Below are 22917 nucleotides of genomic sequence, written 5' to 3' on the forward strand. Positions count from 1 at the left end.
CTCAACCGATGAGTGACTCTGTACACAAACATTCGCCCCACGATCACGCCAACCACGACCACAGCGGTCATGACCACACAGGTCACAGCCACGCCGTCCCCGCCAAGTTCACGCCGGTCGGCAAGCACGAACACTCAGCCCATTCCTGCTGCTCCCATGACAGCGCTGCGGCGGTTGTCAGCGTTGGCAACGGTTCGACCGACAACGCGCGGCTCAGCAGTTTTCGCATCGAAGCGATGGATTGCCCCACCGAGCAGACGCTGATCGAGAACAGGCTGGGCAAGATGTCGGGCATCCAGAAACTCGATTTCAACCTGATCAATCGCGTGTTGGGCGTCTGGCATGAGTTGCCGTCGACCGAGCCGATTCGCGAGGCCATCGGCTCGCTGGGCATGCAGGCGGATCTGATCGAGGAGGGCGCCGAAGAAGCGGCGTCGCTGCCTGCGCCGAAAAAGCCCTGGTGGCCGCTGGTCCTTTCCGGGGTGGCGGCTGTGGCGGCGGAAGTCATTCACTTCACCGATGCCGCGCCGACGTGGGTGGTGGCGCTGATTGCGCTGGTCGCGATCTTCAGTGGCGGCCTGACCACCTACAAAAAAGGCTGGATCGCGCTGAAGAACTTCAACCTGAACATCAACGCCCTGATGAGTATCGCCGTGACCGGTGCAGTGCTGATCGGGCAATGGCCGGAAGCGGCGATGGTGATGTTCCTGTTCACCGTGGCCGAGCTGATCGAAGCCAAATCCTTGGATCGCGCACGCAATGCCATCGGTGGGCTGATGCAACTGACCCCGGAAATAGCGACCGTGCAGCAGGACGGCCAGTGGGTTGAGGTGGAGGTCAAACACATCACATTGGGCAGCGTTGTTCGGGTCAAACCGGGCGAGCGCATTGGCCTTGACGGCGAGGTGGTGGCGGGGCAATCCAGCATCGATCAGGCGCCGATCACAGGCGAGAGCCTGCCGGTCGAGAAGACCGTGGGCGACAAGGTGTTTGCCGGGACCATCAATCAGGCCGGTTCGCTGGAGTACAAGGTCACGGCAGCGGCGAACAACTCGACGCTGGCGCGGATCATTCATGCGGTCGAAGCCGCTCAAGGTGCGCGTGCGCCAACCCAGCGCTTCGTCGACAGCTTCTCGAAAATCTACACCCCGGCAGTGTTCGCGCTGGCGCTGGCCGTGGCGATCGTCCCGCCGCTGCTTATGGGCGCGGCATGGTTCGACTGGATCTACCGCGCGCTGGTATTGCTGGTGGTGGCGTGCCCTTGTGCATTGGTGATTTCGACGCCCGTGAGCATCGTCAGCGGTCTCGCTGCAGCGGCGCGCAAAGGGATTCTGGTCAAGGGCGGCGTTTACCTGGAAATGGGCCACAAGCTCGATTACCTGGCGCTGGACAAGACCGGGACCATCACCCACGGCAAGCCTGTGCAAACCGATTACGTGCTGCTCGACGAGGCGTTCGGTGAGCGCGCGCTGGCGATTTCCGCGAGCCTGGCCGGGCGTTCCGATCACCCGGTTTCCCAAGCCATTGCCACTGATTTCGGCAACGACGGGCATCTGTCGGTCGAGGCTTTTGAAGCGCTGGGCGGGCGGGGTGTTAAGGGCGAGGTTGAGGGGCGCCTGTATCACTTGGGCAACCATCGGCTGGTGCACGAGTCCGGGCTGTGTTCGCCTGAGCTAGAGGCGCGCCTGGAGGAGCTGGAAACCCAGGGGAAAACCGTGGTGCTTTTGTTCGACGAGACCGGGCCTTTGGCGTTGTTCGCAGTAGCCGACACGGTCAAGGACAGCAGCCGAGAGGCCATCGCGCAACTGCATGCGCTTGGCGTGAAAACCGTGATGCTGACCGGCGATAACCCGCACACGGCCAAGGCGATTGCGGCGCAGGTGGGGATCGATCAGGCCCAGGGCAATCTGCTGCCGACCGACAAGTTGCAGGCCATTGAAGGGCTGTACGCGCAGAACCACCGGGTCGGTATGGTGGGTGATGGCATCAACGATGCGCCTGCGCTGGCGCGGGCCGAAATCGGTTTTGCCATGGCCGCTGCCGGGACCGACACCGCCATCGAAACCGCCGATGTGGCGTTGATGGATGATGATTTGCGCAAGATACCGGCGTTCATCCGCCTGTCGCGGGACACCGCTGCGGTGCTCAAACAGAACATCGCGCTGGCGCTGGTGATCAAGGCGATCTTCCTGGCGGTGACCTTCGCGGGCATGGCGACCATGTGGATGGCCGTGTTTGCGGATATGGGGGTGAGCTTGCTGGTGGTGTTCAACGGGTTGCGGTTGTTGAGGAAGTAACGCAAGTTTTTGAAGGCGCGGCGGTATCCCCTGTGGGAGCGAATTCATTCGCGATGGTCTGTCTGACGATGCATCTGCGTCGGATGTACCCATGTCTTGCGAATGAATTCGCTCCCACAGGGAGGTCAACATTTCACGTCAGGAGGTGTTTGAGGTGCAACGATTACTTCCCGTACTTCTCCCGCCCCCAGGCGATCATGCTTTGCAGCAGTGATTTCAACACCACCCGCGTCGGTTCCGCCAGGTCCGCACGGTAGTGGAACGGCACGAACTCTTCCATGTACGTGCTCTGCGCCAGCTCCAGCTGCACCGCGTGGATGTTTTGCGCCGGGTTGCCGTAGTGGCGAGTGATGTGGCCGCCTTTGAAGCGTCCGTTCAGCACATGGCTGTAGCTTTTCGCGCCTGCGCACACCGCTTCAACGCGTTTTTCCAGCTCAGGGTCGCAGCTCGCACTGTTGAAGGTGCCGAGGTTGAAGTCCGGCAAGCGGCCCTCGAACAGGTGCGGGATGTGGCCGCGAATCGAGTGGGCATCGAACAGCAGCGCGTAGCCATATTCATCACGCAGGCGTTCAAGCTCGCTGCGCAGGGTGTCGTGGTAAGGCGTCCAGATTTTCTCCAGATACATCGCGCGCTCTTCCTGGGTCGGCACCTGGCCTTCCTTGAACAGCGGGTCGCCCTCGAACAGCGTCGATGGGTACAGCCCGGTGGTTGCACCGGCGTACAGCGGCTTGTCGTCGGAAGGGCGGTTGAGGTCGATGACGAAGCGCGAGTACTCGGCCGCCAACACGCTGGCGCCCAGATCATGGGCGAAATCGTAGAGACGCGGGATGTGCCAGTCGGTGTCCGGCAGGCTCACGGCCTCATCCACCAGCCCTTCGCGCACCACCGGCGTCAGATTCAGACCTGGGTGCGGCATGCTGATCAGCAGCGGTACACGACCGCGAGTGAAACTCAGAACCTTGTCCACAATACTCTCCCGATTAGAAACGACTTTCCACGCCGTGATGCACGACGCGCTTATCCAGATCCCCGCCCAGCCAGTAGGCCAGATCCGCGGGCCGTTCGATGTTCCACGCGACGAAATCGGCGACCTTGCCGACTTCCAGCGAGCCATGGCTGTCGGCCAGCCCCAAGGCCTTCGCGGCGTGAATCGTGGCGCCCGCCAGCGCTTCTTCCGGCGTCATGCGGAACAGCGTGCAGGCCATGTTCAGCATCAAGCGCAGCGACAGGCCCGGCGAGGTCCCAGGGTTGAGGTCGGTGGCGATGGCGATCTTCACGCCGTGTTTGCGCAGGGCACCCATCGGCGGCAACTGGGTTTCGCGCAGGAAGTAGAACGCGCCCGGCAACAGCACGGCGACGGTGCCGGAAGCGGCCATGGCGATGGCGTCTTCCTCGGTCATGAATTCCAGATGGTCAGCCGACAGCGCCTGATAACGCGCCGCCAGGCTCGAACCATGCAGCGACGACAACTGCTCGGCGTGCAGCTTCACCGGCAAGCCCAACTGGCCTGCAGTGATGAACACTTGCTCGACCTGCGCAGGCGAAAACGCCAGGTATTCGCAGAATGCGTCCACCGCATCCACCAGGTTTTCTGCCGCCAGTGCAGGCAGCATTTCCGAGCAGATGTGGGCGATGTAATCGTCGGCACGATCTTTGTATTCCGGGGGCAGGGCGTGGGCGGCGAGGCAGGTGGTGCGCACGGTGACCGGGAGTTTTTCCCCCAGTTGGCGCGCCACGCGCAGCATCTTGCGTTCGTTGGCCAGGTCCAGGCCGTAGCCGGATTTGATCTCGATCGTGGTCACGCCGTCCATGAGCAGGTGCTGCACGCGGCGCTCGGCGCTGGCGTACAACTCGGCTTCACTGGCTGCGCGCGTGGCCCGGACGGTGCTGGCGATACCGCCACCGGCCGCTGCGATTTCCGCATAGCTGACGCCTTGCAGACGCTGCTCGAATTCGCCGCTGCGATTGCCGCCAAACACGGTGTGGGTGTGGCAGTCGATGAGGCCCGGCGTGACCCAGGCGCCGTTCAGGTCGACCGTTTTGATGTCGCCCTGATCAGGCAGTTCGCTGTGGGGGCCGATCCAGGCGATGAGCGCTCCGTCGGTCACGATGGCGGCGTCCTCGATGGTCGAGTAAGTGCCGTTTGCCATGCTTGCTGCGTGACAGTTATGCCAGAGCGTTTTCATCAGTGCCTCCAAGGTTATAAGTGGTCTTCTGTGGGAGCGAATTCATTCGCGAAAAATCGTTCATCCGATGGATATGTGCCGGATGTACCGGCCCTTCGCGAATGAATTCGCTCCCACAGGTCAATCATCGGCCATGCGACTCTGATCCGACCGGGCCCATTTTGGGCTTCACCCAAACCCGATAGGCAATCACCAGCAGCACAATCCACACCGCACCCACTACCAGCGCGGCCTGGGTGTCCGGGAAGTACCCCAGCACCACAAACACGAACACCATGAATGCGGTGGCGGCCATCGGTGCGACCGGCCACAACGGCACCGGGAATTTCAGTTGCGCGACCTCGTCCTTGCTCATCGAACGGCGCATGGCGATCTGCGTGACCAGAATCATCAGCCACACCCAGACCGTAGCGAAGGTGGCGATGGAGGCGATCAGCAGAAACACGTTTTCCGGAATCAGGTAGTTCAGCACTACGCCGCAGAGCAGCGCTGCGCCCATCACCAGCACGGTCATCCACGGCACGCCGTTGGCTGACACCTTGGCAAAATCCTTGGGGGCCTGGCCCTGTCTGGCCAGGCCATACATCATGCGGCCGGCGCCAAAAATGTCGCTGTTGATCGCCGACACCGCTGCCGAAATCACCACAATGTTAAGGATGATCGCTGCCGAGGAAATCCCAAGCTTGTCGAAAATCTGGACGAACGGGCTGCCCTGATTACCGATCTCCTGCCACGGGTACAGCGACATCAGCACGAACAGCGTCAGCACGTAGAACAGCAGAATGCGCAGCGGCACGGCGTTGATTGCGCGGGGAATCACTCGTTCCGGGTTGCGCGCTTCGCCTGCCGCCACACCGATGATTTCGATGCCGCCGAAGGCAAACATCACCACGGCCAATGCCGCCACCAGGCCGCTGACGCCGTTGGGCATGAAGCCGCCCTGGGTCCACAGGTTGCTCACGTGGCTCACGCTATCGCCGGACGAACCGATGCCGAACAGCAAAATGCCGAAGCCTGCCAGGATCATGGCGATGATTGCGCCGACCTTTAGCAGCGACAGCCAGAACTCGGTTTCACCAAACACTTTGACGCTGCACAGGTTGAGCGCGCCAATCACGAACACGATGCCGAGCACCCAGATCCAGCGGGGTACATCGGGGAACCAGAAACCCATGTAGATCCCGAATGCCGTGACGTCGGCCAGGCAGACGATGATCATCTCGAATGCGTAGGTCCAGCCCAGGACGAAGCCTGCCAGCGGACCCAGGTATTGCGTGGCGTACTCGCTGAACGAGCCGGCCACTGGATTGCGCACGGCCATTTCGCCCAAGGCGCGCATGACCATGTACACCGCGGCGCCCGCGATGAGGTAGACCAGCAGCACAGCGGGCCCTGCCAGTTTGATCGCCGAGGCCGAACCGTAGAACAGCCCGGTGCCGATCGCCGAACCCAGCGCCATGAAGCGAATGTGACGGGCGCTGAGCCCGCGTTTCAGATCTGTTGCGTTTTGCGGTTTCATCTCACGCTTTTCCTAGTCTTTCCTTTTGCTGAAATGAGGGACTGCTATCGATCCTGTAGGAGCGCGCTTGCCCGCGATTGCGGTGTGTCAGCAACACCATTGCCAACAGACAGAATGCTTTCGCGGGCAAACGCGCTCCTACAAACAGCGGTGGCGTATACCCGATCATTTCAATGACAGGCCGTCCGTGGCCTGTCCCGATCAGAAGCTCGGCAGCAGGTCAGCGGACACCAGTTCGCTCAGGCAATTGGATGCCAGCAGCGCGGTGGCGGCCTCGATGTCAGGGGCGAAGAAGCGGTCTTTTTCGTAGAACGGTACTTTGCCGCGCAGGGTAGTGCGGGCGATTTCCAGTTTTTCCGAGGTCTTCAGACCATTGCGCAGGTCCAGACCCTGACACGCAGCCAGCCATTCTACAGCCAGCACGCCTCGGGTGTTTTCTGCCATTTCCCACAGGCGCTTGCCGGCGGCCGGTGCCATCGACACGTGGTCTTCCTGGTTGGCCGAGGTCGGCAGGCTATCGACGCTGTGCGGGTGGGCCAGCGCCTTGTTTTCGCTGGCCAGGGCTGCAGCGGTCACCTGAGCGATCATGAAGCCGGAGTTCACGCCGCCATTGGCGACCAGGAACGGCGGCAGCTGCGACATGTGCTTGTCCATCATCAGCGAAATGCGACGCTCGCTCAGCGAGCCGATTTCAGCGATCGCAAGGGCGATGTTGTCAGCGGCCATGGCGACGGGCTCGGCGTGGAAGTTGCCGCCGGAGATGACTTCGCCTTCGGCTGCGAACACCAGAGGGTTGTCGGACACGGCGTTGGATTCGATGGCCAGTACTTCAGCGGCCTGACGCAACTGAGTCAGGCAGGCGCCCATGACCTGCGGCTGGCAGCGCAGGGAGTAGGGGTCCTGAACCTTGTCGCAGTCGCGGTGGGATTCGGACACCTGGCTGGCGTCGCCCAGCAGATCGCGATAAGCGGCAGCGGAATCGATCTGACCGCGCTGGCCACGGGCGGCGTGGATGCGCGCATCGAACGGCGAGCGCGAGCCCAGCACGGCTTCAACGGTCAGCGCGCCGCAGCTCAGGGCGCCGGCGAACAGGTCTTCGCCCTCGAACAGGCCGCGCAGGGCGTAAGCGGTCGACACCTGGGTGCCGTTGAGCAGCGCAAGACCTTCCTTTGCAGCAAGGGTCAGCGGCTTCAGGCCGGCCACTGCCAGCGCCTCGACGGCGTTCAGCCATTGCCCTTTATGACGCGCCTTGCCTTCGCCCAGCAGCACCAACGACATGTGCGCCAGTGGCGCGAGGTCGCCGGATGCCCCGACTGAGCCCTTGAGCGGGATATGCGGATAGACCTCGGCGTTGATCAGCGCAATCAGCGCGTCGATCACCTGCCGACGAATGCCCGAGAAGCCACGGCTCAGGCTGTTGACCTTGAGCACCATGATCAAGCGCACCAGCTCATCGCTGATCGGCTGGCCGACGCCCGCGGCGTGGGACAACACCAGCGAACGCTGCAGGTTTTCAAGGTCCGCGCTGGCGATGCGGGTCGAGGCCAGCAGGCCGAAGCCGGTGTTGATGCCGTAGGCCGTGCGGTTCTCGGCCAGGATCTGCTCGACGCAGGCCACGCTGTCTTCGATCTGCTGATCAGCGCTGGCGTCCAGGGTGAGCGCAACGGGTTGCTGATAGATCGCGCGCAGTTGCGCCAGGGTCAGCTGGCCGGGGATCAGGTTCAGCGGGGTCGCCTTTTGGGTGTCGGTCACGATGCTGCTACTCCTTCGTTGATGTCGGTCGCGTGCCTTGAACCGGCTCCTGCCTGTTCCGCGCTCGTGGCGCTTGAGCTGCGACTGTTGCTGTTATGGGTTGCCGCATAGTCGCGACAGACCTGAAAGACGGTTTCCAGCGATTCTTCGTTCTTGAGCAGGGTCACGCTGCTGGCGATGTCCGGGGCCAGCCAGCGGTCTTCATCGTAAGCCGGCACGCGCTCACGCAGCAGACGCCACGCGGCTTCGGTGCCCACGCCAAAGCGCGGCCCTTTGAAGAACTCGAACGCCTGAGAGGCCAAGAGGTACTCGATGGCCAGAATCTGTGTGACGTTTTCCAGCACCTTGTGCAGCTTCAATGCGGCGCTGGTGCCCATGCTCAGATGGTCTTCCTGAAGTCCGGAGGTCACGTAGTTGTCGATGACCGCCGGTTGCGCCAGTTGGCGGTTTTCTGCACACAGCGAGGCCGCGACGTACTGCACGATCATCATTCCCGAGTTGACCCCTGGCTGGCTGACCAGAAACGCGGGCAAGCCGCTGACGGTCGGGTTGATCAGGCGATCCAGACGGCGCTCGGCGATCGAACCCAGTTCGGCCATGGCGATGGCCAGCAGATCCGCCGCGATCGCCACGGACTGGCCGTGAGGGTTGGCCTGGGAGACCACGCGATAGGCCTCGGGCGTGCCCAGCAGCAGCGGGTTGTCGGTGGCCGAGTTGAGCTCGGTCTCGATCTGCCGCGTGGCGTGGGCGAGCTGGTCGCGGGTGGCCCCGTGGACCTGCGGAATCGAGCGAATGCTCAGGGCGTCCTGGGTGCGAATGCCCTGACTGTTGGCCAGCACTTCACTGCCCGCCAGCAGGCCGCGCAGGTTCTTGCCCACCTGCTGCATGCCGGGATGCGGCTTGAGGGCGATGATGGTTTCGTCGAAGGCATCGAGCTGACCGCGCAGGCCTTCGAAGGTCATGGCGCTGATGACGTCGGCCCACTGCATCAGACGATTCACGTCGGCGATGGCCAGGCAGCTCAGGCCGGTCATGCACGGCGTGCCATTGACCAGACACAAACCGTCCTTGGCGCCCAGCTCGACCGGCGACAGACCTTCCTCGCTCAGCGCCTGCAACGCCGATACCACCTGCCCGCGATAACTCACCTGACCCACGCCCAGCAGCGCGACGCCAACGTGGGCCATGTGGGTCAGGTAACCCACCGAGCCCTGTGACGGCACTTGCGGGGTGATGCGATGGTTGAGCAGCGCCAGCAGGGCTTGCACCACTTGGCGATGAATGCCTGACTTGCCCTGGCTGTAGTTGATGATCGCGGCGCAGATGATTGCGCGGGTCTGCTCATCCGGCAGGGCGGGGCCGACTCCGCAGGCGTGGCTGAGCAGCGTGTTGCGCGACAGGCGGCTCAGTTGCTCGCCCTGCAGCGACACGTTGCACAGCGCGCCCAGGCCGGTGTTCACGCCATAGGCGCGTTCGTCGCTTGCGACGATGCGCTGGACGATGGCCTGGGCGTTGTCGATCCGCGTCCAGGCAGCGTCCGAGAGCGACAGCACTGCGCCATGACGCGCCACGGCCGTGATGTCCTGCCAAGTGACCTGTGCGTCGCCGATGATGATCTGTTCTGCTCGCGACATGACTTGCGCCATCCTTAAATGGTCGCCACGCGCCGCTGAACGAAACGGTCAACGTATTCGTCGGCTGGCGAGTAGAGGATTTCTTTCGGTGTGCCCACCTGAATCAACCGGCCATCCTTGAGAATGGCAATGCGGTTGCCGATGCGCACGGCTTCGTCGAGATCGTGGGTGATGAACACGATGGTCTTGTGCAGCGTGGCCTGCAGTTCGAGCAGTTGATCCTGCATCTCGGCGCGGATCAGCGGATCAAGGGCGCTGAAGGCCTCGTCCATCAGGATGATGTCGGTGTCGGCCGCCAGTGCGCGGGCCAGCCCAACACGCTGGCGCATGCCGCCGGACAGCTGATGCGGGTACTTTTTCTCGTAGCCTTTCAGGCCCACGGTGTTGATCCAGTGCTGCGCGCGCTCGACGCACTGCGCCTTGCTCTCGCCGCGAATCGCCAGGCCGTAGGCGACGTTGTCGATCACGGTTTTGTGCGGCAGCAGGCCGAAGCTCTGAAACACCATGCTGATCTTGCGCCGACGAAAGTTGCGCAGCGCTTCCATGTCGTAGGTCAGGATGTTCTCGCCATCCACCAGAATCTCGCCGCTGGTAGGGTCGATCAGGCGATTGAAGTGGCGCACCAGCGTCGATTTACCCGAACCAGACAGGCCCATGATCACGAAGATTTCGCCGCTGCCAATCGACAGCGACAGGTCGTTCACGCCGACCACGCAGCCGGTCTGGGCCAGCACCTGGTCCTTGCTCTGATTCTGACGGACCATGTTCAGCGCTTCCTCGGCGCGGTTGCCGAAGATCTTGTAAACGTTCTTGACGACGATCTTGTTCGCTTCGTTGCTCATCACTTGCTCGCCTCATGCCGTGGACGGCCATAGGCCTGCGTGATGCGGTCGATCACGACCGCCAGGATGACGATGGCCAGGCCCGCTTCCAGGCCGCGCCCGACGTTGAGGGTCTGGATGCCCACCAGCACGTCCTCGCCCAGGCCACGGGCACCGATCATCGAAGCGATCACCACCATCGACAGCGCCATCATGGTGGTCTGGTTGATCCCGGCCATGATGCTCGGCAGGGCCAGCGGCAGTTGCACGCCGAACAGCTGCTGCCAGCGATTGGCGCCGAACGCATTGATTGCCTCCATGACTTCGCCATCGACCTGACGAATGCCCAGGTCGGTCAGACGAATCAGCGGCGGCGCGGCATAAATCACGGTCGCGAAGATCGCTGGCACCTTGCCCAGGCCGAACAGCATCAGCACCGGGATCAGGTAAACGAAGCTGGGCATGGTCTGCATGATGTCGAGCAGCGGCATCAGCACCGAACGCAGACGGTTGCTGCGCGCCGAGAGAATGCCAAGTGGCACACCGATCAGCACCGAAATGAACGTGGCCACCAGCATCAGCGCCAAGGTCTGCATGAGCTTGTCCCACAGGCCGACCGCGCCTACCAGGAACAACAGCCCGACCACGACGGCTGTGGTGGTGATTTTGCGCGTGGCATGCCAGGCGATCAGGCCGACGATGGCCAAGAGCACCCACCACGGCGCAACGCGCAGCAGGCCTTCGAGTTTGACGATGGCCCACAGCAGGGTGTCAGAGATGTGCCGGAACACGTCGCCGTAGTTGGTGACCAGTTTGTCGACCCAGTCGTTGACCCAGTCGGCGATGGAGAACGTGAAGCTTTCGGGGAACATAGTCTTGTCTCGATCTCTCAGGTGGCGCAGATCCGTTGTTCAGGTACTGCCTGGATTCTGCGGGTGACCCCGGACCTGTGGGAGCGAATCTATTCGCGATACAGAGGTACAGACGACAGATACGCGTCGAATGTACGGGCGTCTCGCGGATGAATCCGCTCCCACAGTCTCCGTGCACACCGCCCGTTCGTGCGGCATCCGGCTCTAAGTTTTACAGCGACGCCTCTACCTTCTTGGCAGCGTCTTCGCTGACCCATTGATGCCAGACCTCAGGATGTTCCTTGAGGAAGATCTTCGCCAGCTTTGGCGATTCGATGCGGTCTTTGCTCATGCGCGCCAGATTCTGGTTCAGCAGATCGATCGGGATGTTGGCCTTTTCCAGCACCGACACCAGCTCGGGCGCCTGCTCGTGGAAGGTCTTGGACAGGCCGACCTTGATGTCGATGGTCTTGTTCACGCCCGCTTTCTCTTCCAGACGCACCATATCCACCTGACCCATCAGCGGCGTCGGCGACCAGTAGTACGCCAGGATCGGCTCGCCACGCTTGTAGCTCGACAGGATCGCCGCATCCAGCGCAGGGCCGGTGCCCGGACGGAAGTTGGTGAATTTGTCGGCCAGGCCGTAGCTTTTCAGCATTTCGCTGTTTTCCAGCTCGCAAGTCCAGCCGGCCGGGCAGTTGTAGAAACGGCCCTTGTCAGGCTCTTCGGCGTCCTTGAAAACGGCAGCGTATTTGCCCAGATCGGCAATGGATTTCAGGTCCGGCGCCTTGGCTTCCAGCTTGCGCCTGGCATCGCCCTCGATCACGTAACGCGGTACGTACCAGCCTTCCACCGCGCCTTTGACCGGTGCGCCGACACCCACCACTTTTCCGGCAGCTTCGGCCTTGTTCCACACTTCGCTGCGGCCGACCCACTCTTCGGCGAAAATCTGGATGTCATTGGTGCTCAGGGCGTTTTCCATGGTGATGGAGTTGCCCGGCAGGCTGTCGGTTTCGCAGCCGTAACCCTTGTTCAATACCACTTGCAGGACGTCGGTCAGCAGCATCGCGCTTTCCCAGTTCAGGCCTGCGAATTTCACCGGCTTGCCGGACTCACACCATCCCGCCGCCTGACTGACGCCGCTGGCCAGCAGGCCTGCGGTCAAGATCGTCGAAAGCAGGGCTGTTTTAGTTCTCATTGTGTGACGCTCCTGGTCTTGAAGGGGATGTTCCGGGGCTCGGCCTGCTCGGTCGGCAGGATCAGGCGATCGGCAATCTTGCCGGGCCATTTTTTCGCGGCCATGTAATACAGCGCAGCGGGCACGACCAGACCGATGATCCACGAAATGTCGGTGTCGTCGAGGCTGGCGACCAGCGGCCCGGTGTAGAAGTGGGTCGAGATGAACGGGATCTGAATCAGCACGCCGATCACGTAGATGCTGATGCCGATCCAGTTCCAGCGGCCATAACGGCCATCAGGATCAGACAGCGCCGGAATGTCATAGCGCTCTTTGGTGATGCAGTAGAAGTCCACCAGGTTGATCGCGCTCCACGGCGTGAAGAACGCCAGCAGAAACAGGATGAATGCCGAAAAGTCCTTGAGGAATGAGTCTTTGCCCGCCAGCGCCAAGGCCGTGGCGATGCCGACCATGGCGAAGATGTAGGTCAGGCGCAGGGCACTGGAAATGTGCCGATTGCCCTTGAAGCCGCTGACGATGGTGGCCATCGACATGAAGCTGCCGTAGGCGTTGAGGGTGGTCACCGTGACCTTGCCGGAAGCGATGCTGAAATACAGCGCCGCGGCGACCGCGCCGGTGCCGCCCAGGCTGACGATGAACTGCACTTCGTGGTGGGCGAAGCTCTTGCCGGCCAGCGCTGCGGCGAACACGCCGAACACCATCGACACCTGCGCGCCGATCACCGCGCCCAGGCCCACGGCCCAGAAGGTCTTGCTGGCTGATGTGCTGCGCGGCAGGTAGCGCGAGTAGTCCGCCACGTAAGGGCCGAACGCGATCTGCCATGAGGCCGACAGGGAAATCGCCAGCAGAAAGCTGCTCAGCGAGAAGTGCTTGTTGCCCAGCAACGCGCCGACGTCGTTACCCGCCAGCAGTGCGCCGAACAGGTAAACGAACGCGATCACGCCGATGATGCTGGCGACCCGGCCGATCATGTGGATGACCCGGTAGCCGAAGATGGTCAGGACCACGATGGCGGCGGCGAACAGCACGATGCCTTGCCAGTCGGGCACCTGAATCAGTTGCGCGACGGCTTGCCCGGCCAGCAACGAGCCACTGGCGGAGAAACCGATGTACATCAGGCACACCAGCACCAGCGGGATCACCGCTCCGTAGACGCCGAACTGCACCCGACTGGAAATCATCTGCGGCAGACCCAGTTTCGGGCCTTGCGCCGCGTGCAGCGCCATCACGCCACCGCCCAGCAGTTGACCGATGAACAGGCCGATCAACGACCAGAACACATCACCGCCCAGCACCACGGCCAAAGCCCCGGTGACGATGGCAGTGATCTGCAGGTTGGCACCCAGCCAGAGGGTGAATTGACTGAACAGACGACCATGTCTTTCCGCGTCAGGGATGTAGTCGATCGAACGCCTTTCGATCACCGAAGCTTGTGCAACACGATCATCTGGAACAGCCATCACAACATCCTCAAAAGCCTGGGCAGGACATCCAATACAAACTGTATGACCCACGCAGGATTCATTGCTGAACCCCGTCCCTGTGGGAGCGAATTCATTCGCGAGGCATTGATACAGCCGATGCATTTCTGCTCGCTGACCGATTGTTCGCGAATGAATTCGCTCCCACAGGTGGTGCGTACACCCGTGGGACTCGATCAGTGATTGATCATCGGCAGGTTCAGACCCTGCTCTTTGGCGCAGTCGATGGCGATCTGGTAACCGGCATCGGCGTGGCGCATGACGCCAGTGGCCGGGTCGTTGTGCAGAACGCGGGCGATCCGCTCGGCCGCTTCGTCAGTACCGTCACAGACGATGACCATACCCGAATGCTGCGAGAAGCCCATGCCGACGCCGCCGCCGTGGTGCAGCGAGACCCAAGTGGCGCCGCTCGCGGTGTTGAGCAGGGCGTTGAGCAATGGCCAGTCGGACACAGCGTCCGACCCGTCCTGCATCGATTCGGTTTCACGGTTCGGGCTGGAAACGGAGCCCGAGTCCAGGTGGTCACGACCGATCACTACCGGCGCCGACAGCTCGCCACGGCGGACCATCTCGTTGAACGCCAGACCCAGTTTGGCGCGCTGGCCCAGACCGACCCAGCAGATACGCGCCGGCAGACCCTGGAAGCTGATGCGCTCGCGGGCCATGTCCAGCCAGTTGTGCAGGTGGTCGTCGTCCGGGATCAGTTCCTTGACCTTGGCGTCGGTCTTGTAGATGTCTTCCGGATTGCCCGACAGCGCAGCCCAGCGGAACGGGCCGATGCCGCGGCAGAACAGAGGGCGGATGTACGCGGGTACGAAGCCCGGGAAATCGAACGCGTTGCTCACGCCTTCTTCTTTGGCCATCTGACGGATGTTGTTGCCGTAGTCGAAAGTCGGGATGCCTTGCTTCTGGAACGCCAGCATCGCTTCGACGTGTTCGGCCATCGATTGCTTGGCTGCCTTGACCACAGCAGCAGGTTCGGTAATTGCGCGATCGCGGTACTGCTCCCAAGTCCAGCCTTTTGGCAGGTAGCCGTTGAGCGGGTCGTGGGCGCTGGTCTGGTCAGTGACCATGTCCGGACGCACGCCACGCTTGACCAGTTCGGGAAGAATTTCAGCCGCATTGCCCAGCAGTGCGATGGAGATCGCCTTGCCTTCGGCGGTGTACTTGGCGATGCGGGCCAGCGCGTCGTCCAGGTCAGTGGCCTGCTCATCGACGTAACGGCTCTTCAGGCGGAAGTCGATGCGGCTCTGCTGGCATTCGATGTTCAGCGAGCAGGCGCCAGCCAGGGTTGCGGCCAGAGGCTGTGCGCCGCCCATGCCACCCAAGCCCGCGGTCAGCACCCAACGGCCTTTCAGGTTGCCGTCATAGTGCTGGCGACCGGCTTCGACGAAGGTTTCATAGGTGCCCTGAACGATGCCCTGGCTGCCGATGTAGATCCAGCTGCCAGCGGTCATCTGGCCGTACATGGCCAGGCCCTTGGCATCCAGTTCGTTGAAGTGTTCCCAATTCGCCCAGTGCGGCACCAGGTTGGAGTTGGCGATTAGCACGCGCGGGGCATTGCTGTGGGTTTTGAACACGCCGACCGGCTTGCCGGATTGCACCAGCAGGGTCTCGTCGTCGTTCAGATGGGTGAGGCTTTCGACGATCTTGTCGTAGCACTCCCAGTTACGCGCCGCGCGGCCGATACCGCCGTATACCACCAGCTCGTTGGGGTTCTCGGCGACGGCCGGGTCCAGGTTGTTCATCAACATGCGCAGCGGCGCTTCGGTCAGCCAGCTTTTTGCGGTCAGTTGAGTGCCATGGGCGGCGCGGATTTCCACGTCGCGGCGTTTGGTCCATTGCTGAGCTGGGGTTTTGTTGTCAGTCGTCACTTCGCAATCCTCGATGATCAATCCGGCCCAGGCACTGGGCTGACGGTGCCTGTGTCGAGCAGGCGGAATATGGGTCTGGCAGATCAGGCGCCGCTGAATCGAAGCGGTGCACTGGTCACGCTCATGCATACTCATATTTACTTGTACATACAAGCATATGCAACCAAAGGGCCAACTCGTCGATTGACTCACCCGAAATGCTTCAGAGCCTCGCCGTGCATAGCCTGAAACAATTCTTGCCAGCGTCAGGGTAGAGTAGGCAGGCGTTACGCGAGGCTTGAATTTGTTACTTTTGGGTGCGAACGCTCCACGCTGGTGCATTTGGTAACAGAAAGTTGAATTGTCTATGGCGGCTGTAGGGCATCTACTGCGCGAGCTGCTTTATCCATAAATATTTCAACGCAGATGTAACCAGGGCGAACGATGGACCGAACTACAGACCACGCCGTGCACAACGCAGCGCTGCGCCACCGGGAGGTGCAGTTACAATCGCTGTTTCTGGCAGGTCAGGAGGGCAATGAGCGAGCGTATCGCACCTTCCTGACCGAACTGAGCAACTACTTGCGCGGCTTTTTGCGGCTGCGCCTGCAACGTCAACCGGGTGAGATCGAGGACATGCTTCAGGAAGTGTTACTGGCAGTGCACAACGGTCGGCACAGTTACCGGGCCGACCAGCCGCTGACCGCCTGGGTCTTTGCCATCGCTCGCTACAAGCTCATGGATTTCTACCGCGCACGGTCTCGAGGGCAAGTGTTCAACGATTCCCTCGACGACACCCCCGAGCTGTTCGCCGAGCCGGAATTGGAGCCCGCCCAGGCCAGTCGTGACCTGGGCAAGCTGCTCAGTGACCTGCCGGACCGTCAGCGCTTGCCGATCATGCACGTGAAGCTTGAAGGGCTGTCGGTGACGGAAACCGCGAAGATGACCGGGTTGTCCGAGTCGGCGGTGAAGATTGGCGTGCATCGCGGCCTCAAGGCGCTGGCGGCACGTATACGAGGTGCGCGATGAAAACCGATGATTTGATATCCATGCTGGCGGGCGGCGTCGCCCCGGTCGATCGGGGGCAGCTCGTCAAGCGTTTCAGCCTGGCCGTGGCGCTGGCGGCGGTCGGTTCGTCAGTGCTGGTGCTTTCGATCTTCGGCGCTCGCCCGGATTTGCGTGCGGTGATTGAAACACCACTGTTCTGGGGCAAGATCGCGTTTCCGCTGTGCCTGGGGCTTGGCGCGCTGGGGATGGTCACCCGTCTGGCACGCCCAGGCATGAGCCCGGGCGCAGGTCGCTGGCTGGCGGGGGCGGGCGTGCTGGTGGTATGGCTGGCGGGTGTCTATGCCCTGATCCTGGCCGCCCCCGAAACACGGGCGGCGATGATCTTCGGGCAAACCTGGAAGGTCTGCGCGATCAACATCGTGCTGCTGTCGATTCCGGGCTTTATCTCGATCTTCTGGGCGCTGCGCGGCATGGCGCCGACTCGCTTGCGTCTGGCAGGCGCGAGCGGCGGGCTGCTTGCAGGGTCGCTGGCCACCATCGCCTACTGCCTGCATTGCCCTGAGATGGCCATTCCGTTCTGGGGCGTCTGGTATCTGTCCGGCCTGCTGCTGTCGACGGCGATCGGCGCACTGATCGGGCCTCGCGTGTTGCGCTGGTAAACAAAGCTGCAGGAGTCTGTGGGAGCGAATTCATCGCGAGGCTTTGGTGCAGTCGACACATGTCTGTCGGTTGTATGGTCCTCTCGCGAATGAATTAACTACTACAGTGTTTGATCTGCGCTTCCTACCCCGCTTTCACCGCCCGCCCAACGAACTGAATCGGCCCGCTGGGTTTGTTGGTTGGCGAGCCGCCCGCTTTCTCCAGAGATAGCTCAAACAGCTGATTGGGTTGCAACGGCGGCAGTCGGTCCGTTGGTACTTTGAATGTTTGGCCGGGCGCGACCAGCCCCAACGAGATGGGCCCCTGCCAGTCATCGGCCTGGGTCCAGAACTGCAGCACCTTGCCCATTGGCACTTGCACCTCATCCACCGGCACCAGCTGAATTCCGCGCATATTGCTGGCCTGGATCACCCAGCCCGGGGTGTTGTTGTCGGGCGTCGACAGCACGGCAAGGAACCCTGGCGCTGGCGGCGCAGGCACCTGACCCAGCAACTGGGTAGTGAGAATCACCGATGCCGCGAGCCCCACACCTGCCAATCCACGCCAGAGCCCTGCGTTGTCCCACCAAGCGTGGCCGCGTTTTTTGCGTTGAGGTTTGTCAGCGGCCTGCCTGAACCTCAGGCCACCCAGGTTGCGCTCCACCCGGTTGCGTAGGCGTGAGGAGGGCGCTTGCGGTTCGGCCATTTCGGTCAACGTGAGCAGCCGCGAACGCCAGCCGTCGATAGCCTTGCGCAATGCCGGGTCAGTGAGCAAGCGCTCTTGCACCTCAGCCCGCTGGTCGGCCGTCAGGGTGCCCAACACATACTCGCCGGCCAGGGTCTGGACGTCGAGGTCAGGAATCTTGTCTTGTTTTTCACTCATCCCAAACACTCCCGCAGCACCGCTGGGCTGCGCTCCATACAGGCGTTGACCGTGCCCGGCGGCGCACCTGAGGCGGGTGCGATGTAAGAGTGAGAATAACCGCCGATGCATTCCTGAAATACACTGTTACGACGCACGGGAGCCGCTTTTTTCTATCGATAGCCCCTGCCTCGCTCAAAAGCTCGACCAGTGCCGAGACGCTCAACCTGCGCGCGCCTTTCAGGTGCTGGATTTCACGCGCAGGTCCAGGCGTTGCCGAGTAAGAGGCGTCTGTTTTCTGAGTAGGAACCGGCTTGCTAGCGATAGCGATCCCGAAGACACCACCGCCGCCAAGCCTGACTGCTAGGGTTGTTCAGTGATTCGCGAGTCGGCTACGCAGCAGGAAAATCCCGGCCAATGCCGACAAGATCGACCCCAACAACACCCCCACCTTCACCTCATCGATCAGATGCGGCGCGCCGGGAAACGCCAGGTTGCCGATGAACAGGCTCATGGTGAAGCCGATTCCGCACAACAGCGCCACGCCGTACATCTGCATCCAATTGCAGCCCTCAGGCAACGTCGCGAGCCCCGAACGGATCGCCAGGGTTGCCGCCACGAACACGCCAATCTGCTTGCCGACGAACAGGCCCAGCGCAACGCCGAGCGGCACCGGGTCCACCAGATTGCCAAGGGTGATACCCGACAGCGACACGCCCGCGTTGGCAAAACCGAACACTGGCACCACGGCGAACGCGACCCAGTAGTGCATCTTTTCTTCGAGCAGCAACAGCGGTGAGCGGGCTTCCTCCTGGCGCGTGCCCAGTGGAATGCACAGGGCCAGCGCTACACCGGCCAGCGTTGCGTGCACCCCCGATTGCAGGACGAAGAACCACAGCAACAGGCCCAGCAGCAGATACGGCAACAGCCGCTGCACGCCCATGCGATTCATGATCACCAGCACCGCAAGCGTCGCGAAGGAGGCTCCCAGCATCGGCAGGTTGAGGCCAGAGCTGTAAAACAGCGCGATGATGGTAACGGCGCCCAGGTCATCAAGAATCGCCAAGGCTGCGAGGAAAACCTTCAATGAAGTGGGCACGCGTTTGCCCAGCAACGACAGAACGCCCAGCGCGAATGCGATGTCGGTGGCGGCGGGAATTGCCCAGCCGCTAAGGGTTTCGGTGTTGCCCAGGTTGATGCCGACGTAGATCAGCGCCGGCACCAGCATCCCACCCGCCGCCGCGAAACCCGGTAAAGCACGCTGGCCCCAACTGGCCAGGCCACCGGCGAGCACTTCGCGTTTGATTTCCAGCCCCACCATCAGAAAGAAGATCGCCATCAGCCCGTCGTTGATCCACAACTCCACCGACAACCCGCCCCAGACGCTGTGCAGCGCGGCGAAGTAGAAGGAGGCGATGGGGGAGTTGGCAACGATGATTGCGGCCAGTGCCGCGCCCATCAAAACGATGCCGCCGGCGGATTCTGAAGCCAGAAAGCTGGCAAGAACGGCGAGGGCGCGTGGAGTTTCTTTGTTTGAGTTGAGTGTGGTCATGCGCGTCCTTGTGGTGAGCATTCAAACCTTCGCGGACTGCTTCTGCCCAAGGCGTAGGCGCCTTGCTTGCAGACGATCTGCCGGGGTCGCGCTCGACCGCGAAGCGGCAGTGAATTCTGCGTGCACAGTGTGCCTGACACAACCGCGCCAGATGGTTTTATTGCCGGTTCCCGGCAGATCGCGGACAAGTCACGCGCCTACGCCCTGCGGGCTGAAGCTTTTAGATTGCGATGAGCTCGATGATACACACGCGGCTCGCGCGCGGCGCGTACAGTACCACCTCCAGCAGTGATCCTTCGGGGTTATCCAGTTGCAGGCAGTCGTGCTTTTCCAGCAACTGCGGCGGATGCTCGCCGACGTTGGCGGCCATCTGCTCGGCAGCGCTGAACACCAGAAAGGCATTGGCCGAGCTGAAGAAACGCTGAGGCTGCAGCACGTCGAGCCATTGCAGGCGCGCGCGGTAGCGTTTGGGCGAGTAGATCAGGTTGAAATCGCGAATCGGGCCGTCGAGCAGGGTGCAGGACACCTGACTGTCGCCGCTGAAGGCGAACGGATCGGACGGCAGCAAAGGCTCGCTGTCCTTGCCGTCGATGTTCAGCGTCATGCCCGCGCCTTGCAGCACCGTGATGATGCGCAGGTAACCGGCAAACACTGAGAAACCGCCCGACTCACCGATGTCGGCAATCGACAGGCGCCAGCCGAAACCGTCCAGCCCTTCCCCTGCGTCGCGGGTGATTTCCTCGGTGCTGCCACCGCCGTTTTTCCAGGGCATGCGCGGGTAGTCGGCGGCGCGCAGAACAGTCAGTTGAGTCATTTGCTGAAACGTCCTTCCAGGCGATGGCGTGAACCGGGGTGAATCAGACGGGCGGCGGTCACCGGTTGACGGCCCGACCATGTGCGGCGGCGCACCAGCAGGCACGGTTCGCCTTTCTCGATTTGCAGCAGTTTGCACTCGTCAGGCTCGGCCAGAATCGCCTCGACCACGTGCTCGCCTTCGGTCAGCGGCGCGACCTGATTGAGGTAGGCGTAAGGCGTCTGTTTAGTGAAGTCCTGTTGCAGATAGTCCGGGGCAACCAGTGCGTTGACGAAGCGGTCCTCGATTTGCACGGGAATGTCGTTCTCGAAGTGCACGATCAGGGAGTGAAACACCCGCTGGCCTTCACGCATATCCAGCGCCAGGGCGCGCTCGGAGCCTGCGGCCTCTTCGCAGAGAATGATCACCTGACAGGTGTGAGTGTGGCCGCGCGAGGCGATTTCGTCGGCGATGTTGTGCACTTCGAACAGCGCGGACTGGGTCTTGGGCTCGGCGACGAAAGTGCCGACGCCCTGCATGCGCACCAGCATGCCCTCGGCAGTCATCTCGCGCAGGGCGCGGTTAATGGTCATGCGGCTGAAACCCAGTTGGGTCACCAGCTCGCTTTCGGACGGCACGCGATGATGCGGCGGCCAGGTTCCGTTCTGGATCTGCTGGGTGATCATTTGCTTCACCCGGGCGTAGAGCGGCGCCGGACTGTCACCCATCTGGGCGGCCAGCGGAGAATTGGCAGGCGGAGTCGGCACAGAAAAATCCTTGTTATAGACAAATAAAACAGTGGGTGAAGAAGCCTTGAACAGCGCCCACGCTAACCATTAACGCGAGTGCCGACAAGCTTGCCGCAGTTTACCGGGCAGGCAAACGTCTGTATATGTATAGACAATTTCACGCGAGGGGTGCGAAGCAATGTCCGTTTTCTTTGCCGAACGAGCGTTATTGCTTGCTGGATGGGCCAATAACGTGCGTTTTGAGGTCGGTGCTGATGGTTTTTTGACCAACATTCAGACTGACGCCGATCGTCACGGCGCCGAACTGATCAACGGTCCCGTGGTGCCGGGCATGCCGAATCTGCATTCCCATGCGTTTCAGCGGGCCATGGCGGGGCTTGCGGAAGTGGCGGGCAACCCCAACGACAGCTTCTGGACCTGGCGCGATTTGATGTATCGCCTCGTCGGCCAGATCAGCCCGCAGCAATTGGGCGTCATCGCCCGTCAGCTGTACATCGAAATGCTCAAGGGCGGCTTCACCTCGGTCGCCGAATTTCATTACGTCCATCAAGACACCGCCGGCAAGCCCTACGCCAACCCCGCCGAGCTTGCGTCGCAGGTCAGCCAGGCAGCGAGTTCGGTTGGCATCGGCATGACCTTGCTGCCGGTGCTGTACACCCACTCGGGCTTCGGTGGTTTGGCGCCGAATGAAGGGCAGCGCCGCTTCATCAACAGCACTGAAAGCTATCTGAATCTGCAATCGGATCTGAAATCGATCATCAGCGCGCAACCCGCGCAGGCGCTTGGCCTGTGCTTCCACTCACTGCGCGCGGTCACCCCACAGCAGATCAGCGAGGTGCTGGCGGCCAGTGACAAGCAATGCCCGGTTCACATTCACATTGCCGAACAGCAGAAGGAAGTCGACGATTGCCTGGCCTGGAGTGGTCGTCGTCCGCTGCAATGGCTGTATGAAAACGTCGACGTCGATGAGCGCTGGTGTCTGGTACACGCGACCCACGCCGAGGCGGATGAAGTGGCATCGATGGCGAAAAGTCGCGCTATCGCGGGTCTGTGCCTGACCACCGAAGCGAACCTGGGCGACGGGATTTTCCCCGCCGTGGATTACATCGCTCAGGGCGGGCGCTGGGGTATTGGTTCGGACAGCCATGTGTCGCTCAGCGTCGTCGAGGAATTGCGTTGGCTGGAATACGGTCAGCGTCTGCGTGATCAGCGGCGTAACCGTTTGTATCGCGCGGATCAGCCGATGGTGGGCCGCACGTTGTATGACGCTGCGCTGGTGGGCGGGGCTCAGGCGATGGGGCAGCCGATCGGTGCGCTGGAGGTGGGCAAACGTGCCGACTGGCTGGTGCTCGATGGCAACGACCCGTATCTGGCGACGGCCTCGGGGGACGGGATTCTCAATCGGTGGCTGTTCGCGGGCAACGACCGGCAGATCCGCGAAGTGATGGTGAACGGTCAGTGGGTGATTCGCGACGGACGCCATGCCGATGAAGAAGAAAGCAGCCGCGCGTTCGCACAGGTGCTGAGGGAATTGTTGGGTTGAGGCCTGCCCGTCCGGCATGACGGGCGGTGGTCAGCCTGTGGGAGCGAATTCATTCGCGCGAGGCCGGTACATTCGGTACGTATCCGGCGGCTATAACGCCGTATCGCGAATGAATTGGCTATGTCTGCGTTAATTGTTGCGCAGGTTCATAGCCAAGCGCTTCCTTCAGCAAAATCAATG

General features: G+C 61.9%; 18 protein-coding genes. 4 read left to right on the forward strand and 14 right to left on the reverse strand.

Features of this window, described 5'->3' with window-relative positions; translation table 11 throughout:
* Positions 1–8 precede the first annotated feature (8 nt).
* Positions 9–2297, forward strand: coding sequence for a heavy metal translocating P-type ATPase (locus AC07V9_RS28850; protein ID WP_495019024.1), 2289 nt, complete (start codon positions 9–11; stop codon positions 2295–2297).
* Positions 2298–2460: 163 nt separating this feature from the next.
* Here AC07V9_RS28850 and hutG read toward each other — a convergent pair whose 3' ends face one another.
* From hutG to hutU, 10 genes are all read right to left on the reverse strand, one after another.
* Positions 2461–3264: an N-formylglutamate deformylase gene (hutG, locus tag AC07V9_RS28855; RefSeq protein ID WP_495019025.1), complete on the reverse strand. Its 804-nt coding sequence runs from the start codon at positions 3262–3264 to the stop codon at positions 2461–2463.
* 13 nt (positions 3265–3277) lie between these two features.
* Positions 3278–4483 (reverse strand): imidazolonepropionase, encoded by a 1206-nt coding sequence (gene hutI, locus AC07V9_RS28860; protein ID WP_495019026.1) that lies wholly within the window; start codon positions 4481–4483, stop codon positions 3278–3280.
* A 124-nt stretch (positions 4484–4607) separates the two neighbouring features.
* Positions 4608–6002, reverse strand: a complete 1395-nt coding sequence (locus AC07V9_RS28865; protein WP_495019027.1) for an amino acid permease — start codon at positions 6000–6002, stop codon at positions 4608–4610.
* Positions 6003–6203: 201 nt separating this feature from the next.
* On the reverse strand, positions 6204–7754 hold the full coding sequence (gene hutH, locus AC07V9_RS28870) for a histidine ammonia-lyase (RefSeq protein ID WP_495019028.1): 1551 nt from the start codon (positions 7752–7754) through the stop codon (positions 6204–6206).
* Positions 7751–9388: a histidine ammonia-lyase gene (gene hutH, locus AC07V9_RS28875; RefSeq protein ID WP_495019029.1), complete on the reverse strand. Its 1638-nt coding sequence runs from the start codon at positions 9386–9388 to the stop codon at positions 7751–7753. The genes hutH (AC07V9_RS28870) and hutH (AC07V9_RS28875) overlap by 4 nt, the downstream gene beginning before the upstream one ends.
* A gap of 14 nt (positions 9389–9402) precedes the next feature.
* Positions 9403–10230 (reverse strand): quaternary amine ABC transporter ATP-binding protein, encoded by an 828-nt coding sequence (locus AC07V9_RS28880; protein ID WP_495019030.1) that lies wholly within the window; start codon positions 10228–10230, stop codon positions 9403–9405.
* Entirely contained in the window at positions 10230–11081 is an 852-nt protein-coding gene (locus AC07V9_RS28885) for an ABC transporter permease (protein WP_404636288.1), read from the reverse strand. The genes AC07V9_RS28880 and AC07V9_RS28885 overlap by 1 nt, the downstream gene beginning before the upstream one ends.
* 211 nt (positions 11082–11292) lie before the next feature.
* The gene (locus AC07V9_RS28890) at positions 11293–12258 is read right to left on the reverse strand and encodes an ABC transporter substrate-binding protein (RefSeq protein ID WP_495019031.1); all 966 of its coding nucleotides are present in this window, start codon (positions 12256–12258) and stop codon (positions 11293–11295) included.
* Positions 12255–13718, reverse strand: a complete 1464-nt coding sequence (locus AC07V9_RS28895; RefSeq protein WP_495019032.1) for a purine-cytosine permease family protein — start codon at positions 13716–13718, stop codon at positions 12255–12257. The genes AC07V9_RS28890 and AC07V9_RS28895 overlap by 4 nt, the downstream gene beginning before the upstream one ends.
* Before the next feature lie 197 nt (positions 13719–13915).
* Positions 13916–15613, reverse strand: a complete 1698-nt coding sequence (hutU, locus tag AC07V9_RS28900) for a urocanate hydratase (protein WP_495019033.1) — start codon at positions 15611–15613, stop codon at positions 13916–13918.
* Positions 15614–16036: 423 nt separating this feature from the next.
* On the opposite strand from hutU, the gene AC07V9_RS28905 reads away from it, so the two are divergent.
* Positions 16037–16621: a sigma-70 family RNA polymerase sigma factor gene (locus AC07V9_RS28905; protein ID WP_495019034.1), complete on the forward strand. Its 585-nt coding sequence runs from the start codon at positions 16037–16039 to the stop codon at positions 16619–16621.
* Positions 16618–17259, forward strand: a complete 642-nt coding sequence (locus tag AC07V9_RS28910; RefSeq protein WP_495019035.1) for a DUF1109 domain-containing protein — start codon at positions 16618–16620, stop codon at positions 17257–17259. The genes AC07V9_RS28905 and AC07V9_RS28910 overlap by 4 nt, the downstream gene beginning before the upstream one ends.
* Positions 17260–17383: 124 nt before the next feature.
* Here AC07V9_RS28910 and AC07V9_RS28915 read toward each other — a convergent pair whose 3' ends face one another.
* From AC07V9_RS28915 to hutC, 4 genes are all read right to left on the reverse strand, one after another.
* The gene (locus tag AC07V9_RS28915) at positions 17384–18121 is read right to left on the reverse strand and encodes an anti-sigma factor (protein ID WP_495019036.1); all 738 of its coding nucleotides are present in this window, start codon (positions 18119–18121) and stop codon (positions 17384–17386) included.
* A 352-nt stretch (positions 18122–18473) separates the two neighbouring features.
* Positions 18474–19652, reverse strand: coding sequence for a Na+/H+ antiporter NhaA (gene nhaA / locus AC07V9_RS28920; RefSeq protein ID WP_495019037.1), 1179 nt, complete (start codon positions 19650–19652; stop codon positions 18474–18476).
* Between the two features lie 220 nt (positions 19653–19872).
* Positions 19873–20466: a HutD/Ves family protein gene (locus tag AC07V9_RS28925; RefSeq protein ID WP_495019038.1), complete on the reverse strand. Its 594-nt coding sequence runs from the start codon at positions 20464–20466 to the stop codon at positions 19873–19875.
* On the reverse strand, positions 20463–21173 hold the full coding sequence (gene hutC, locus AC07V9_RS28930) for a histidine utilization transcriptional repressor HutC (protein WP_178111203.1): 711 nt from the start codon (positions 21171–21173) through the stop codon (positions 20463–20465). The genes AC07V9_RS28925 and hutC overlap by 4 nt, the downstream gene beginning before the upstream one ends.
* 199 nt (positions 21174–21372) lie before the next feature.
* Here hutC and AC07V9_RS28935 point away from each other — a divergent pair, with 199 nt between their 5' ends.
* Positions 21373–22737 carry a formimidoylglutamate deiminase gene (locus AC07V9_RS28935; RefSeq protein ID WP_495019039.1) on the forward strand — a complete coding sequence of 455 codons (1365 nt, stop codon included), beginning with the start codon at positions 21373–21375 and terminating at the stop codon, positions 22735–22737.
* The last annotated feature ends 180 nt before the right edge of the window (positions 22738–22917 follow it).

The organism is Pseudomonas sp. GW821-FHT02A11 (assembly GCF_059421985.1).

Excerpts from the sequence above, each read along its gene's own strand:
- AC07V9_RS28850 (WP_495019024.1), top strand. The coding sequence starts at position 9 with ATGAGTGACTCTGTACACAAACATTCGCCCCACGATCACGCCAACCAC.
- hutI (WP_495019026.1), bottom strand. The coding sequence starts at position 4,483 with ATGAAAACGCTCTGGCATAACTGTCACGCAGCAAGCATGGCAAACGGC.
- AC07V9_RS28865 (WP_495019027.1), bottom strand. The coding sequence starts at position 6,002 with ATGAAACCGCAAAACGCAACAGATCTGAAACGCGGGCTCAGCGCCCGT.
- hutH (WP_495019029.1), bottom strand. The coding sequence starts at position 9,388 with ATGTCGCGAGCAGAACAGATCATCATCGGCGACGCACAGGTCACTTGG.
- AC07V9_RS28880 (WP_495019030.1), bottom strand. The coding sequence starts at position 10,230 with ATGAGCAACGAAGCGAACAAGATCGTCGTCAAGAACGTTTACAAGATC.
- AC07V9_RS28885 (WP_404636288.1), bottom strand. The coding sequence starts at position 11,081 with ATGTTCCCCGAAAGCTTCACGTTCTCCATCGCCGACTGGGTCAACGAC.
- AC07V9_RS28890 (WP_495019031.1), bottom strand. The coding sequence starts at position 12,258 with ATGAGAACTAAAACAGCCCTGCTTTCGACGATCTTGACCGCAGGCCTG.
- AC07V9_RS28895 (WP_495019032.1), bottom strand. The coding sequence starts at position 13,718 with ATGGCTGTTCCAGATGATCGTGTTGCACAAGCTTCGGTGATCGAAAGG.
- AC07V9_RS28905 (WP_495019034.1), top strand. The coding sequence starts at position 16,037 with ATGGACCGAACTACAGACCACGCCGTGCACAACGCAGCGCTGCGCCAC.
- AC07V9_RS28910 (WP_495019035.1), top strand. The coding sequence starts at position 16,618 with ATGAAAACCGATGATTTGATATCCATGCTGGCGGGCGGCGTCGCCCCG.
- AC07V9_RS28915 (WP_495019036.1), bottom strand. The coding sequence starts at position 18,121 with ATGAGTGAAAAACAAGACAAGATTCCTGACCTCGACGTCCAGACCCTG.
- nhaA (WP_495019037.1), bottom strand. The coding sequence starts at position 19,652 with ATGACCACACTCAACTCAAACAAAGAAACTCCACGCGCCCTCGCCGTT.
- AC07V9_RS28925 (WP_495019038.1), bottom strand. The coding sequence starts at position 20,466 with ATGACTCAACTGACTGTTCTGCGCGCCGCCGACTACCCGCGCATGCCC.
- hutC (WP_178111203.1), bottom strand. The coding sequence starts at position 21,173 with ATGGGTGACAGTCCGGCGCCGCTCTACGCCCGGGTGAAGCAAATGATC.
- AC07V9_RS28935 (WP_495019039.1), top strand. The coding sequence starts at position 21,373 with ATGTCCGTTTTCTTTGCCGAACGAGCGTTATTGCTTGCTGGATGGGCC.